Here is a 13246-nt window from a genome sequence, read left to right as displayed (position 1 = left end):
CCACTAAATTTACTATCTCTCGCTTAGATACTCTTGCAAGCTTTTTACTTCGAGTGCTTTGCCAGTTTGAACTGTGCTTAGCGACTTGGCAGCTGCGAGTGCTGCACGGATCGTTGTAAAATATGGAATTTTAAATCTAAGTACATTTTGGCGGATCTTTTTGCCATCATCCACGCTTGATTTTGTATCGCTTGTATTTATAACAAGTGCGATGTCGCCGTTTTTAAGCCTATCTTCGACGTTTGGTCTGCCCTCGCTTATCTTATATACAAACTCAGCCTCCACGCCAGCTTCGCTTAAAAGTGCAATATTTATAAATTCTGGCTCCTTTTCGAGACCAACAAAGTCTCTACCTAACGAATTCTAATACAAGCATATTAGTTGGCATATTTTGCTAGCAAATTTATCTAGAACAACAAATCGAATGCAGAATTTATTAAAGGTAAGGATTTGTTTAGATCAATAATCATATCAAAATAGTAGCAGACATTTTTGATATGAAACTAAAAATTCTTTTTAGTCCATCAAAACGTTTTGTAATAAGTTAAAACAAAAATTTATGAATAAATTTACGTTTAAAAGGTATCAGATTCAGGGGCTTTAATAAACTTTCACTATTGTGCTTCTTTGATAAAGCTGACAGCCTCATGTGGATTTGCAAATATATGCTCGCTAAATTGCCTTAAATCAGACTCTATACCATATCCGCATGTAAGGCCAACGCCCGTTATAAGAGCAGCTTTAGCAGCCTTTAGATCCATTATGGTATCGCCAACCATAAAGGCATTATCTTTTTCTTTGTCTAGTCTCTTTAAAGCTAAAATTATAGGTTCTGGATCTGGTTTTGGATTTACTACATCATCTCGTCCAACAACCGTTTTTATAAATTTCATAACGCCCAAATGCTCAAGTAAAATGATAGAAAATTTTGATGTCTTTGTCGTAACAACACCAACATCAGCAAGCGTGCTAGCTTCTTTTAAAGCATCCATAGCATGCGGTAAAAGCACAGTCTCATCTAAATAGATCTTCTCATAGCAAGCTTTATACTCTTTTACATATTCACCTATTAAATTCTTCTTCGCACCGAGTTTTTCAAACATTATTTCAAGCGGATATCCTACTAGAGATTTTAGTGCATCATGATCAGGCTCTTTCTTGTCGTGGGCTAAAAACGCCGCATCAAAACCTTTTAAAATAGCAGAAGTAGAGTCTATAAGTGTGCCATCTAAGTCAAAAAGTATAGTTTTTTTCATGATAATCTCCGCAGAAATAAAAAAGGGCTCAGCCGAAGCCAAGCCCTAAGGAAGTAATTTTAAATAATAAAATTATTTATTGAAAGTAGCTTCAACACGTCTGTTTTGAGCGCGACCTTCTTTAGTTTTATTTGTAGCGATTGGTTTAAGTTCGCCGTAACCAACTGTAGAAATTTTAGCTTTTTCTACGCCGTAACCAGCAAGAACCTCAGCCACTGCTTTTGCTCTTTTCTCAGATAGTTTTTGGTTGTAAGCTTCTGCACCTACGCTATCAGTGTGACCAGCAAGTACAACTTTATAATCTGGGTGTTCGCCCATAAAGTCAGCTACTTTTTTGATCTCAGCTGCATATTTTGGTCCAACTTTGTAGCTATCAAATGCGAAGTTAACATCTAGGTCTCTAAGAACGATAACTTTCTCGCATCCTCTTTCGTCAACAACTACACCAGCTGGAGTGTTAGGGCATTGATCGATATCATTTGGCACGCCGTCATTGTCATCATCAAGAACTGGGGCTGGAGCTGCTGCTGGAGCTGCTGCTGGAGCTGCTGCTACAACTGGAGCTGCTTTTGAATCAAGACCGATGCCAAAGCCTAGTGAATAGAATAGGTTGTGATCAGCGTGCTCAAATTTGATAGCATCTCTTGCCTCTGCTTTAAGAGCAAATCTATCAGTTACTTGGTATCTTAAACCAAGACCGTATTGACCAAAACCGCCATCTTCGTTTTTAACAAAAATAGCTGGAACATCTTCATAACCAGCACCGATTAAACCATATAGGCTAACTGGTCCAAAGTCAACGATATTTTTTACAAGGTTAGCGTGGTATCTAAGAGCTCTACCCTCTCTTACAACGTCACCTGTTCTCTCTTTTAGTTTTTGAGAGTAATCAACACCAAGCTCAACTTGATCAAAGAAGAAATCTTCAAGGTTTCTAGCCGCTCTAATACCAACAAAATTGTGGTCTTTTACACGTAGATTTCCTTCTGGATGAACACCACCGATAGTTGGAGTGATCTCATAGTTGTATGCTGCGTTAGACGCAAAAACCGCTGTTGCGGCAACCATAGCTAAAGCAATCTTTTTCATAATAGAATTCCTTTCAAATAGGGATTTTTAATGTTGACTATAATTTTACCTAAATAAAAATAAATCAACTTTAAATTATAACCAAATTCTTAATGTAAATCTGACAATTTACATAACCTAAATTTTGCAAAATACAAAAGCACTTGCAAAAAACCATTAACGTTTAGAGAATTGTGGGCTTCTTCTAGCCTTTCTTCTACCAAATTTCTTACGTTCAACAACACGAGAATCTCTAGTTAGCAAGCCTTTTGGTTTAAGCGCCGCTCTAAAATCAGCATCCATATCAGCTAAAGCACGTGAAATGCCGTGCCTTAAAGCTTCAGCCTGTGCTGAATAACCGCCACCTAAAGTTGTAGCTACTACGTCTATTAAACTCTCTTGTTTTGTTACTAAAAGTGGTTGAATAACTTTAAGCTTGATAGCCTCGTGACCGCCAAGCCAAGTGTTAAGATCCATACCATTTACTACGATTTTACCGCTTCCAGCTTTTATCCAAACCTTTGCTACGGCAGTTTTTCTTTTACCAGTTGCATAAACTTTTGCCATAATTATTTTCCTTCTTTTTTAGCTATTTGTGCCGTATGAGGATGCTCACTGCCAGCATAAACTTTTAGTTTTTTTATCATCTCTCTTCCAAGTTTTGTCTTTGGAAGCATACCACGAACAGCTAATTTAAATAGTTTTTCTGGCTTATTTGCTATCAAATCGCCAAATTTCTCGCTCTTTACGCTGCCAAAATATCCTGAGTGTCTGTGATAAAGTTTATCTTCAGCTTTGTTATTACCAGTAAATTCTACTTTAGAAGCATTTATGATGATAACATAGTCGCCACAATCTACGTTTGGCGTGAAGCATGGTTTGTTTTTGCCACGAAGTATAGTTGCTACCTCTGTTAGCAATCTACCAAAGCGCTTACCAGCTGCATCAACTACGATCCAGTCTCGCTTAACTTCGTTTGGCTTTGTTATTTTTGTCATTTTCTTACCTTTGCCAAGTTAATTTTTGAGTTGTGATTGTATTTAAACAATGCTTTGACAAATCTTAAATTAAGTAGCATTTAAACTTCAATATATGAAATTTTGCCTTCAAGTGCATAAAAAATGACGGCGATTATACTATGTTTTTCATAAAATTTAGCGAGCGCATCTTTATACTCTTTTACCTGCTTTTTGTTCTCTTCTATATTTTTGTCTGTCGTTTTATAATCAATCACGCAAATTTCACGCTCATTAAAGCAAAAAAGATCCATCTGTTTTAGCTCATTTTTCACTTTAAATGGCTGCTCTTTGTAAATTTCTTTACCCTTTATGCACTCTATAAATTTTGGCTCATTTATAAGCATTTTTGCCCTTTTATAGGCATCTTCAAGGACTTCAAGCGGCAAAAATTTATGAAATTTATTTAGCATCAAATTTTTAGCTTTTTCTAGTGAAATTTCATCAAATTTCTCGCTCATCTCAAGCAGATAGTGAAACGCCAGACCAAAATATATCGCACTTAAATTTTTACCACTCGTCTTTTGCTCTTTCGCCTCTACCTCTTGCCTCTCTATCCTTAAAATTTCAGGCAATTTCTCATCTTTTTTCGTCTCTTTTTGCTCGCTCTTGCTAGGCAAAATTTTGCCAAAGCTAAACTCTTTTAGATCAAGATAGTCGTTTGCTTCACTCTTGTCGCTTCTTGTGTAAAACGAGAAAAAGCTTGGGCTATTTCCGCTTGGGACGGCTTGTTTGATGATGATGAGCGACTTTGTTGCCCTTGTGAAAGCGACGTAAATTTTATTGATATTTTCTTGCTTTTCAAGCTCCTTCATCTGCTCCAAAACGCTTGCATAGTCGCTATCAAAATTTTCTCTACCTGAAATTTTACTCTTTACGATCCACTCGCCCTTTTCGCTGTATTCGGTTATGAAATTTGAGTCATCTCCCCTGCCCTTGCCCATCATGTCGCAAACTATGACGTGAGCGAACTCAAGCCCCTTTGACTTATGCACGGTCATCACTCTCACGCCGTCGCTACTTTTTGGGCTGATTTTAGAGCTAAAGTTTTCAAGGTTAAATATAAAATCACTTAAATTTTTATACCCCGCGCTTAGCTCAAAAAGCCTTAAAATATCAACATCAGCCATGCTTATGCCTAAATTTTTAGCTAGGTAAAATAGGCTATTTGTAGCACTCACTTCTGGCTTTATGCTTAGTTTTTTGACATTTGCATTTACTAGCGCTTTTACATTTTTTTCATAAATTTCTTCTTTAAATAGGCAAAATTTCGCATACTCGATGATAGCAGCGACAAGCGGCGTTCTTTTTAGCTCCAAAGTGCCTTCATTGACGCTTTTTATCCCTGCACTACTAAGCACTTCTGAGATGAGGCTAATGTCGCTATTTTTCCAGCAAAGCACAGTTATATCGCTTGCATTTACGCCAGCTTTTAAAAGCTCACTTGCTTGCGAAACGACCGCACCTGCGATATCTTCATCGCTTAGCACACGCAAGTAGCCGTAGTCATCTTTTTCTACTTCAAAATACGCACACTCGCCACTTACCTCATAGCTTAGCGTCTCATCTTTTTTAGCTGGCTCTTGTGGCTCAAAACTAAGCCCATATCTATGATAAATTTCTTCAAAAACGGCGTTATTAAATTTCACCAGAGCCTTTAAACTGCGGTAGTTGCTTGGTAAATTTTCTATATCTATCTGACTAAAATCATCTCCAAGCTTGTCAAAAAGCTCCTTTTTGCCACCCCTAAATTTATAGATACTCTGCTTCGTATCACCCACGTAAAAGAAGCTTCCAAGGCCGTTTTGTCCGTATCCAGAGACGATTTCAGCGATGAGCGGTAAGATGATCTCATACTGGATCACGTTTGTATCTTGAAACTCATCGACTAAGAGGTGATTTATCCTGCCATCAAGCCTAAAATAAAGCGCCTCTTTGTCTAAGCTTTGCACCAAAAGCTTAAAAACCAGCTTGTTTATATCAGCAAAGCTTAACGCATTTATCTCCTTGTTTAGCTCTAAATTTGACGTCTTATAAAGCTTTAATAGCTTGCTAAAGCCACTTAGCCTATACTTTTCGACCTCTAAAATGTAGTTTTTTGCTGCCTCTTTTAGCTCAAAAAAGAGCCTATCAAGCTCACTTGTGTAAATTTTGCTAAAAGAGCGGTAGTCTAGGCTTTCTCTAGCAAAAACCTTACTCTTAAATAGCTCAAATAAATTCTGCTCGCTAAATGTCTTTTTAGCTACATCGCTAGCGCCATTTTGCAAGGCTATATGCTCATTTATCGCCTTTTGCGCCGCCCTTACCTTGCTATCATCTGGATAGCTTGCGCCACTATCTTTTAGCTCGCCGCCAAAGCTCTCATAAAATTTCGCCAAAGTCTGCGAAAAGCTAGCCTCTTTTTGACTTGAAATGATCATCATTAAGGCTAGCTCGCTAAGAAGTTTTTTATCCTTGCTCGCCTCTTTTACAAATTTTTTCCACGCCAGATCTTGCAAGCTATCTTGCACGCTGTAATCAGGGCTAATGCCTAAATTTTGGCTAAATTTCTTCAAAATCCCAGAGAAAAACGCATCAAATGTATAAATTTTTAGCTCACTTTGCAAAAAGACGCCAAGGCGCTCATCTCGCCTTTTTATCGCCTCATCTTGGCTTAGTCCAAGCTCCTTGCAGACCTTGTCAAGCTCGCCCTTTTTCTCTTTTGTATGTAAATTTAAAAAAGTGGAGATTATCCTCTCTTTCATCTCGTTGGCCGCTTTTTTGGTGAAAGTTAGAGCGATTATCTCGTTTATATTTTCGCCGCGCAGCACCAAAGCGATGTAGCGAACGCTTAGAGCAAAGGTCTTGCCGCTTCCTGCACTAGCTTTTAACGCTAAATAATCCTTCATAACTCTCTCCTGCAAAGCAGCGCATAGTCGCAAAATTTGCAAGCACCGCTCTTTCTTTCAAAATTTATCTCGCTACCATTTATCTCTTTTAGCTTCTCTATCTCAGCCTCCAGATCGCTCACGCTTTTTTTAGATGAGAGTAGCTCAGGCTCGTTTTTTAGGGCATAGTAAGCACTTCGCACCTCTCCGCCGTAAAGTGCTTCATAAAAGGCAAGCTGGAGCGAATTTACATTTGCCTCGCCCGTTTTATAATCAAGTATAAGCATGTCGCCGTTTGCGCCAACGTCGATCCTATCGATAAATCCCTTTATCTGCACGCCACAAAACTCGCTTTGCACCTCTTTTTCGCACTCAAGCACCCTAAAACCAGCCCTTAAACGCTCGTTTTCATAAATTTCATACTCTTTAAATTTATGCGTCCAAATTTCAAACTCAAGTGGCGTAAGATTTTGCCTTGCTAGCATCTCTTTAAAAATGGCTAGATCAAAGGTGTTATTTTGCTTATAAAACTCACTCGTATAGTATTCAAAAAGTGCGCTATGAACGCTATTTCCTTGCTTTGTGCCAAGCTCACCAGCTATAGCTTTTGGCGCATCTATGTGAGCTATCTTTGTGTAGTAGTATTTTCTTGGGCAAGTTATATATAAATTTAGCGTTGAAAACGAGAGCGGTTTTGTGAAAAAATCATGCCTTAAAATGATCTCATCATCGCTTAAATTTAAGCTCGCCTCTCCTTTTAAAAATAGCTTTAAATAGGCCTCATCGCTAAATTTCTCATCCTTTATTGTTTTGAAATTTTTAAGAAATCTCGACTCAATATTTTCTTCATTTACAGTGCATGAGATCGCCACTTTTTTGGCGTTATTTATGAGGCTTTCGTAGTAAAATCTCTGCAAATTCTCACGCTCCACATAGCTTATAAGTCCAGCTTTTTGCCTCACTTTTGAGTTTAAAAACATCTCATTTGCGCTTCTAGCTGGGATAAAACTATCGTTAAAATCAACTATAATAACGCCATCAAATTTCATCCCACGGCTCTCTAGCATGCCCATGACGCTGATCTTTCCACCACCCACGTCGTCAATGCTTAGGCGCGCGATATTTAACAAGAAAATTTCACTTAGCTGCTTTAGGCTAAAGCTAAAATACCTGCATAAATTCTCCATCCTAAATAGCTCAAGTGCGAGCTTCTCTTCGCATCTTGGCTCATTTTCAAGCACCAAAAGCTCATCTATTAGCTCTTTAAATTTGCCAAATTCACACGCCTCAAAGTAGCCAGCCTTAAATTTCTCAAAAAGCTGCTCGCTAACGCCAAATTCGCTTAAAATAAATCCAAGCTCCTCGTAGCTCTCGCACTTACTTTGATCAAAAACTGGGCTTGCCTCTTCGTTGATCGCTCTTGTGATGTAGTAAAGCGCCTCATAAAATTTTGTATTCTTAAAGCTCTCGCCCATGGCGTAGTTGAAAATTTTAGCGCTATCATGAAGCCTTAAAATCTCGCTAAAGCCCTCATCTGGCAATATGACAGCGATATTTTCAGGCTTTATGCCCTCACGCACAAACTCGCTCACCTTTGCCATGACGTATGCGCACTGCAAGCTTCTTGTGGCGAAATTTCTCACTAAAACTGGCTCAAATTTTGTGATATTTTCTAAGCAAGTTAGCTCGTTTGTGTTTAAATTTAGCTCATATTTTTTATAGTTTTCAAAATCACTAATGGCTGAAATTTGCCTTATCTTATCTATTAGTTTTTTATTAAAAACGCTAGTTTGAAAGATAATTTTTAGCGTTGTTAGTTTTGAAATTTTCTCTAAAATTTCCCACTCAAACTCGCTTAAAATGCCATCAATGTGCAGTGAAATTTCACTAAAACTTTTTATGTAAGCTTCATTTATCGAGTAAATTTTTGGCAGGGTTATATCATCATAAAGATCCTCTTTATCAAGCAAGCTCTCATACTCTTTTAAAACCGCTTCAAGTATGCTTAAATGCTCCTCAAAATCAGCGTAAATGTCGTTAAATTTGATCTCAGCAATGCTCTTTTTGCTAATGGCTAGCTCTTTAAAAAACGAAAAAAGATAGTCGTTGTTTTTCAAAAACTCAAAAAACTCAGTTGGGATTTTAAGCACCGAGTTTGCCTCTTTGACGCTGGCACAGGCTCTGTTCATAAGCACCAAAGCGTAGGTGCTATCGCACTCAAAGCGGCCATTTACAAAAACGGCCTTTTTATAAAACTCTGCGATGCTTAGACTTTTTGGGATTAGCTCGTCACTAAAACCAGCGTTAAATTCCCTGATCTTACGCGAGTTTGTAAAGACGAAAAGTTGATTTAGATTGCGCATTTTTCTCTCTTAAATTTTTAAAAAATGATAGCCAAAAGCTGATAAAAGAGCGCTTTTTCTCACTTAAGCTAAGCTTTGAAAATTTTTCTAAATTCATTAAAAATTTAAGCCTTAAAGTGCTAGGGGATACAATTTCAAAAAGGAGCAAAAATGCATAAAGAGTTAAACAGATCTGGCTTTTACTACGGCTTTCCAATTTTGCTTGCCACCACAAAAGATCAAAAAGGGCGAGATGATACCGAGCACCCCCAGCGGCACGCGAATGCGGCTGATTTGCATGCCGTTTAGATGGCTCCAGCCGCCTAAATTTTCGCCTACGACCTCGGCAAAGCCCGCCACCTCGCGCACGCCCTTCGCCATAGCCTCGATGCGGGCATCCGTTAGTCGCAAACGATCAAGCAACACCAAGCTAAGGCCCGATTTCTCGCCGTTTGCAAGGTCTTTGGCGTTTGCCACTTTTATAGCCTATTTTTGCGCTAGCAGCTCGTCCGCCACGGCGTTTAAAATTTCAAATTTAGCCCTGCTATCAAGTCTCAAAAGCTCGCCGCAAACAGCCTTTGCACGCTTACATATATCTAAAATTTCATTCATTTTCGCTCCTTAATCTATAAAAACCGTGCGCAAGCGTCCCGCTCCCGCAAGCGCGGCACGGCAAATTTTAGAGATGCGTCTACTAAATTTACCTTTAAATTTGACTTGATTATAGCCAAATTCGCCCGAATTTTATGCGAGCGTAAAAATACGCTATAATCGCCAAAATTACGAAAAGGAAGCAAAATGGGCGGAATAAAAGAGTTTTTAAAACACGAAGCCAGCGGCGGGATTTTGCTGATGGTCGCTACGATCGCGGCGCTACTGTGTCAAAACACGTTTTTGAGCGATTTTTACAACGAATTTTTAAAGACCAAATTTACCGTAAGCTTCGGCGAATACGGACTAAGCAAACCCCTGATCTTGTGGGTGAACGACGGGTTGATGGCGGTATTTTTCTTTCTCATCGGACTCGAGCTAAAGCGCGAGGTGCTGGAGGGCGAGCTAAAAAATCCGTCGCAAATCGCGCTGCCAGCGATCGGCGCGGCAGGCGGCCTGATAGTGCCTGCGGTTATCTTCTATCTTTTTACGAAACACGACTCCTTCGCGCTTGGCGGCTGGGCGATACCGACGGCGACGGATATCGCGTTTGCTCTGGGGGTTTTGAGCCTACTCGGGCCTCGCGTACCGACTAGTTTAAAAATTTTCCTCATGACGCTAGCGATCGTCGACGACCTTTGTGCGATCGTGATTATCGCGCTATTTTACACGAGCGAGCTTAACGCCCAAATGCTTGCGGTCGCGAGCGTTTGTCTAGCCGCGCTTTTCGCACTAAACAGACTCGGCGTAAAGAGCAAGGCGGCCTATCTAATCGTAGGCGCGGTGATGTGGGTAGCAGTGCTAAAATCAGGCGTTCACGCCACGCTTGCGGGCGTCGTGGCGGCCTTTTTCATACCGCTTAGCTTTAAAGACGAGCCTGGCAAATCTATGCTAAAAAGTATCGAGCACGACCTGCACGGCTGGGTGGCGTTTGGCGTGCTGCCGATATTTGCCTTCGTAAACGCAGGCATCTCGTTGCGAGGCGTCGGACTGGACGAGATTTTGTCTCCGGTCGCGCTAGGCACGGCGCTGGGGCTTTTCATCGGCAAGCAAGTCGGGGTATTTTCTTTTAGCTTTTTAGCGATCAAATTTAAGCTATCCAAGCTGCCAGAAGGGTCAAATTTCATCCAGCTTTACGGCATCGCCGTGCTTTGCGGCGTAGGATTTACGATGAGCCTTTTCGTTAACGGCCTAGCCTACAACGACACGGACGCCTTTGCCTACACCGACAAGCTTGCTATCTTGCTAGGTTCGGTAGTTTCAGGCGCCGCGGGGTTTATATTGCTTAAATTTAGCGCCAAAAACTAAAGCGTGCGCATAAAAGAGTGCAAGATACAGATAGAAACGATCGTAGAAAAGTGCGAGATAAAAGAGTGATTTTGCATCGTTACTTGCAGGATAGTTGGCATCTTTGTGGATGAAAATTTGTTAAAAGATGAAAAGCTAGATACTAAAAAATACTCGCCTCTAATCTATAAATTTAAAGAGTATGTTACAACTGGCAAGCGTTTGGGCTTAAATTTTGGCTTTAAAGAGGTTTGAGTAAGCGTTTTGACTGGCTAGAAAGTAAAATTTTCAGGTAAATTTATTTGGTTTTGGCTAAAAGAGATTTTAGACGTAAATTTAACTTACTTTGTAGCGTTAAAATTAAATTTATAATATCTCGTATCTTGCTTGTCGCTTAGCCTTAAAAGTAGCTGCCACCTGCCCTCTTTTAGACCAACACTCTCGCTTACAAGCTCATTTTCTTGCCATGAGGCACTTAATGTTTTGTTATCTTTGTTTGTTTGTGGGCGGGTTAGTAAAATTTCATAGCTAAGGCTTGAAATTTCGCTATTTTTTGGCGTTAGAAGAAATTTAAATTTGCCCTGCAAGCCTTTAACATCTGGCTCAAATTTAAGGCCAAATTTCTCATCAAACCTAGCCTCGCTCTCTTTTATAAATGTGATGTTTTCATCGACGCTTTGATGACTTTGCATATAAGCGCTATCCATCTCGACTGGGTTGTTGATCGCAACAACGATGGTTGCGGCGCAAGCTAAAATGATAGCAACCATGCTAAGCACGATGCCATAAGGCCAAAAGCTCTTTTTAGCCATTTTTTACCTTTTTATAAAAGATGATGAGCACGAAAAATGCTATCAAGCCGTAGATGAAAATTCGTAAGAAATTTAAGGTCGTCTTGTTTGAGCTACCGATGCCGCTTTCTAGCTTTAAATTTAAGCTCTCAGCGATCTGCTCGGCGATATCAGCGTAGCCGTTTAAGATAGCGGCGTTATATACATCTTTGCCGTTTTTTGAAACCAAAATGGGGATAATGGTGCCTGATTCTGGATTTACACTTAGAATTTGCTCCTTGTTAAAGAGCTTTGAAGTGTTTGTATCGCTAAAAATTTCAACCTTTTGTTTATCTTTTATGAGCACTAAAAATACAAAAGGCGAGCTTAAATTTTGCTCTTTAAAAAGCGCGTCTAGCTCGCCATCTTTATATACGCCAACTACTAAATTTATGCCACTTTTTTGATAAAGCTCACTACCGATCTCGTTTAGTTTTTGGCTCACTTTTTGGCTTAAAATTCCATCATCATTGATAACAAAATTTGCACCCCAAGCCAAATTTTGCCACAGCAAAATGATAAAAATGAGTGCAAATTTCTTCAAGCTCAGCCTACAAATAGGTGATTTGGCGTAAGTACTGACCAGGCACAAATGGCGCCTGCGACGACTATTAGCAGGATAATGGCTTTTTCTATTATGCCTAGCATCGCTACTCCTTTACAATGACGTGTTTAGCGTTATCTACGCTCTTCATCTCGATGCTAGCTGCATCTTTTAGTGAGTAAGGTTTGGTTGCGACCTCTTTTTGCAAGCCGATGCCAACGTATGTAAGCACCGCTAGGATAGAGAGCAAAAGCACCACCGCTATTAAAAATCCGCTAATGCCGTTTAAGGCAAAGACATTTCTATTGTTATTTTCCATTATTCGCCCTTTGATAGCGATATGACGTACTCGCCAACTGCGCTTTGCTGGATCTCGTTTAGCCTGCCATCATTAAATTTAGGCATAGTGCCGATCGCTCCTTTTTTGCCACGATTTAGCACATCAGCCACAAAGCTAGCCGAGCCATATTTGCTAAGATCAACCGACATACCATCCATGCCCTTGCCATCTTCGCCGTGACACGCCGCACATGCAGCGTAAAGCTCTTTGCCAGTGGCTACTAAATTTTCATTTTTAGTGCTTTTTATCGCGCTTATCTCTTTAGCCACGTATGCTGCGATCGCCTTAGCGCCATCAGCGTCAGCTAAGCCTGCTGGCATCTCACCCATAGGGTAATCAAGCCCTTTTGAGCCATTTAGTATAGTCTCGACTATACCTTTTTCGCTGCCCCAAATTTGTAAATTTGCAGCCTTGCCGCCTATGCCATCGCCTGTGATGCCGTGACATGCCGAGCACTGCACAAGATATATGCTCTCGCCCATAGCGTGAAGCGTCTCTTTGCTTGGGTTTGCATACTCTTTTTCAAATTTGGCGTTTGCCTCTTTAACCTCTTTGTTATACTCGCCGATTTGTGAGTAAGAATTTAGTGGGTAGCCCAGCAAATAGTACCAGATCGCCCAAACTAGCGCTAGTAAAAAGACGACCGCCCAGCCAAGTGGGACAGGGTTTTTGTATTCTCCTATGCCGTCCCAGTTGTGCTCGCTAAGCTCAACGCTCTCATCTTTTTTAACCTTCATCTGCCCCACGTACCTACCAGCTACAACGATGGTAAGCACGATGATTAGAGCCGCTCCTATAAGAGCTAGTAAATTTACATTATCTTCTAAATTTAGCCATTGCATACGCTCTCCTTTGTAGCCTTACGCTCTAAAATTTCGCCACCGATCTCATCGTTAAGCGCTAGTTTTGAGTACTTTTCGTAGTTTCTTCTGCCAGTTTTTTCGCTCTTATAAAGATGAAAAAAATAAGCATACAAAGTGATCGCCAAAAATGCTGTCAAGAAAAAATAGCCATAAGCTTGAAACTCTCTAATGTTCTCCATCTC

General features: G+C 40.2%; 13 protein-coding genes and 2 pseudogenes. 2 read left to right on the top strand and 13 right to left on the bottom strand.

Annotated elements, in window-relative coordinates; translation table 11 throughout:
- Positions 1–12 precede the first annotated feature (12 nt).
- From CCS77_RS01460 to proA, 8 genes and pseudogenes are all read right to left on the bottom strand, one after another.
- Positions 13–303 (bottom strand): annotated as a pseudogene (locus tag CCS77_RS01460) (hypothetical protein); the annotation flags it as partial.
- A gap of 311 nt (positions 304–614) precedes the next feature.
- Entirely contained in the window at positions 615–1256 is a 642-nt protein-coding gene (locus CCS77_RS01455; protein ID WP_107916347.1) for an HAD family hydrolase, read from the bottom strand.
- 72 nt (positions 1257–1328) lie between these two features.
- Positions 1329–2345, bottom strand: a complete 1017-nt coding sequence (locus tag CCS77_RS01450; protein ID WP_103569442.1) for an OmpA family protein — start codon at positions 2343–2345, stop codon at positions 1329–1331.
- A gap of 156 nt (positions 2346–2501) precedes the next feature.
- Positions 2502–2891, bottom strand: a complete 390-nt coding sequence (gene rpsI, locus CCS77_RS01445) for a 30S ribosomal protein S9 (protein ID WP_021084780.1) — start codon at positions 2889–2891, stop codon at positions 2502–2504.
- Between the two features lie 2 nt (positions 2892–2893).
- Complete coding sequence (rplM, locus tag CCS77_RS01440) at positions 2894–3322, bottom strand: 50S ribosomal protein L13 (RefSeq protein WP_002939292.1); 429 nt, start codon at positions 3320–3322, stop codon at positions 2894–2896.
- Between the two features lie 80 nt (positions 3323–3402).
- The gene (locus CCS77_RS01435) at positions 3403–6228 is read right to left on the bottom strand and encodes a RecB-like helicase (RefSeq protein ID WP_107916346.1); all 2826 of its coding nucleotides are present in this window, start codon (positions 6226–6228) and stop codon (positions 3403–3405) included.
- Complete coding sequence (locus CCS77_RS01430; protein WP_107916345.1) at positions 6225–8570, bottom strand: PD-(D/E)XK nuclease family protein; 2346 nt, start codon at positions 8568–8570, stop codon at positions 6225–6227. Before CCS77_RS01430 ends, CCS77_RS01435 begins: the two co-directional genes overlap by 4 nt.
- 231 nt (positions 8571–8801) lie before the next feature.
- A pseudogene (proA, locus tag CCS77_RS01425) lies at positions 8802–9161 on the bottom strand (glutamate-5-semialdehyde dehydrogenase); the annotation flags it as partial.
- Between the two features lie 186 nt (positions 9162–9347).
- Between proA and nhaA the strand changes: the two are divergent.
- Together nhaA and CCS77_RS10720 are read left to right on the top strand one after the other, a co-directional pair.
- Positions 9348–10508, top strand: coding sequence for a Na+/H+ antiporter NhaA (gene nhaA / locus CCS77_RS01420; RefSeq protein WP_107916344.1), 1161 nt, complete (start codon positions 9348–9350; stop codon positions 10506–10508).
- Positions 10509–10613: 105 nt separating this feature from the next.
- Complete coding sequence (locus tag CCS77_RS10720; RefSeq protein ID WP_021084773.1) at positions 10614–10742, top strand: hypothetical protein; 129 nt, start codon at positions 10614–10616, stop codon at positions 10740–10742.
- Positions 10743–10828: 86 nt separating this feature from the next.
- On the opposite strand, the gene CCS77_RS01415 is transcribed toward CCS77_RS10720, so the two are convergent.
- From CCS77_RS01415 to CCS77_RS01395, 5 genes are all read right to left on the bottom strand, one after another.
- Positions 10829–11299, bottom strand: coding sequence for a FixH family protein (locus CCS77_RS01415; RefSeq protein WP_107916343.1), 471 nt, complete (start codon positions 11297–11299; stop codon positions 10829–10831).
- Positions 11292–11861: a hypothetical protein gene (locus CCS77_RS01410; protein WP_103597982.1), complete on the bottom strand. Its 570-nt coding sequence runs from the start codon at positions 11859–11861 to the stop codon at positions 11292–11294. The genes CCS77_RS01415 and CCS77_RS01410 overlap by 8 nt, the downstream gene beginning before the upstream one ends.
- A 106-nt stretch (positions 11862–11967) precedes the next feature.
- Positions 11968–12180, bottom strand: coding sequence for a DUF4006 family protein (locus tag CCS77_RS01405; protein WP_087581734.1), 213 nt, complete (start codon positions 12178–12180; stop codon positions 11968–11970).
- Entirely contained in the window at positions 12180–13043 is an 864-nt protein-coding gene (locus tag CCS77_RS01400) for a cbb3-type cytochrome c oxidase N-terminal domain-containing protein (RefSeq protein ID WP_103573810.1), read from the bottom strand. Before CCS77_RS01400 ends, CCS77_RS01405 begins: the two co-directional genes overlap by 1 nt.
- Entirely contained in the window at positions 13031–13243 is a 213-nt protein-coding gene (locus CCS77_RS01395; RefSeq protein WP_002939259.1) for a cytochrome c oxidase, cbb3-type, CcoQ subunit, read from the bottom strand. The genes CCS77_RS01400 and CCS77_RS01395 overlap by 13 nt, the downstream gene beginning before the upstream one ends.
- Positions 13244–13246 lie beyond the last annotated feature (3 nt).

It is taken from the genome of Campylobacter concisus (assembly GCF_003048375.1).
GTDB classification, from domain to species: Bacteria; Campylobacterota; Campylobacteria; order Campylobacterales; family Campylobacteraceae; genus Campylobacter_A; species Campylobacter_A concisus_T.
Note: the sequence above shows the minus strand (reverse complement) of the source record. Positions and strands in the feature narration are given on the sequence as shown.

Coding starts and splice junctions, on each gene's coding strand:
- CCS77_RS01435 (WP_107916346.1), bottom strand. CDS start 6,228: ATGAAGGATTATTTAGCGTTAAAAGCTAGTGCAGGAAGCGGCAAGACC.
- CCS77_RS01415 (WP_107916343.1), bottom strand. CDS start 11,299: ATGGCTAAAAAGAGCTTTTGGCCTTATGGCATCGTGCTTAGCATGGTT.
- CCS77_RS01400 (WP_103573810.1), bottom strand. CDS start 13,043: ATGCAATGGCTAAATTTAGAAGATAATGTAAATTTACTAGCTCTTATA.
- rpsI (WP_021084780.1), bottom strand. CDS start 2,891: ATGGCAAAAGTTTATGCAACTGGTAAAAGAAAAACTGCCGTAGCAAAG.
- CCS77_RS01455 (WP_107916347.1), bottom strand. CDS start 1,256: ATGAAAAAAACTATACTTTTTGACTTAGATGGCACACTTATAGACTCT.
- rplM (WP_002939292.1), bottom strand. CDS start 3,322: ATGACAAAAATAACAAAGCCAAACGAAGTTAAGCGAGACTGGATCGTA.
- CCS77_RS01395 (WP_002939259.1), bottom strand. CDS start 13,243: ATGGAGAACATTAGAGAGTTTCAAGCTTATGGCTATTTTTTCTTGACA.
- CCS77_RS01430 (WP_107916345.1), bottom strand. CDS start 8,570: ATGCGCAATCTAAATCAACTTTTCGTCTTTACAAACTCGCGTAAGATC.
- CCS77_RS01450 (WP_103569442.1), bottom strand. CDS start 2,345: ATGAAAAAGATTGCTTTAGCTATGGTTGCCGCAACAGCGGTTTTTGCG.
- nhaA (WP_107916344.1), top strand. CDS start 9,348: ATGGGCGGAATAAAAGAGTTTTTAAAACACGAAGCCAGCGGCGGGATT.
- CCS77_RS01405 (WP_087581734.1), bottom strand. CDS start 12,180: ATGGAAAATAACAATAGAAATGTCTTTGCCTTAAACGGCATTAGCGGA.